Below are 1,123 nucleotides of genomic sequence, written 5' to 3'. Positions count from 1 at the left end.
CTAAATTCTACATTCACCATTCTTAATTCAAAGGGGAGTTTTGTATTATTCCACCCATAAGCACGCAAATTTGTAATAGGGGAAATATTACATCAAATCTGGCTAGGTTTCAGCAGTTTGCGTTCGCGTAGCGTGGCCTACGCGATTGGCCTTTTGGCCACGCTACGCGAACGCATTATTGAGGATTAGATACCCCAGGGTCAAAAAGTAGGGTGTGTTAGGGGCCTCACAGGGGTAGATTTTTTACATTAAGGTCAAACATGGGGCGACCCAGAGGGAGAGGAAAAGGAAAACAACGAAAAAGCGGCGCTGCATCGCTTTCTTATCCCCCACACCCCACACCCGGTCACCCCACACCCCACACCTGAGGTCTTTGTAAAAAACCTACCCTTATGAGGTGTTAGGGGCGCGCCTTGTCATCATATTCAACGTCGTAGCCAGTAGCCCCGTAACGCACCACCACAAGGGTTGCCCTGATTTTCCGCCTCTTCGCGCCTGGTTGGGACAGCCCGCCCGGAAATAATGGTCACGGGCAAGATGCCCATTCCACCAGATGCCCATCATGGTCACGGGCAAGATGCCCATTCCACCAGATGCCCATTCCACAGAGATAATTGTGATTTTTTGGTGCCATTATGGAAGTAGCTCCTACTTGGTTGGGAGGAAAGCCGCGCTGGGGATGGTTAAGAGGCATATCCAGCGCGGTTATTAGTTTCAGTCGTCACCTTTTATACTATACATAAATAATCGGAAAAATGCAAGAAAAAATTTTTTTTTTACATTTATTTACAAATATTTGATTTTGCAAATTTTATACTCAGTTATGTGTAAAAATTTTTATTTTTTGGGTTAGATTAGCAGTTAAATATTACCTGATAATTTGGTCTTTATTTAATGTCATAGTTAGGTAGGGTGGGCAGTGCTTGAAACCAATAATAACAGTTAGTGATCGCATTACTAGGCACTGCCCACCAACGAAAAAATTAGCTAGCGATCGCATTACTAGGCACTGCCCACCAACGAAAAAATTAGCTAGCGATCGCATTACTAGGCACGGGTGCATCCCGATTTTGCAGTGAGCATAAATACTCAAGTTCGGTTTTGAGCAATCATAGCTAAGCTT

Annotated in this window: 1 protein-coding gene; it reads right to left on the bottom strand. The window is 44.4% G+C overall.

Annotation, left to right across the window (positions count from 1 at the left end):
- Positions 1-868: 868 nt before the first annotated feature.
- Positions 869-1,123: hypothetical protein (locus F6K53_RS44550; RefSeq protein WP_293087412.1), on the bottom strand; the 255-nt coding region annotated here is incomplete at its 5' end.

Origin of the sequence: Moorena sp. SIO4A1 (assembly GCF_010672065.1) — a bacterium.
Taxonomy (GTDB): domain Bacteria; phylum Cyanobacteriota; class Cyanobacteriia; order Cyanobacteriales; family Coleofasciculaceae; genus Moorena.
This window is presented reverse-complemented; position numbering and strand designations above follow the sequence as displayed.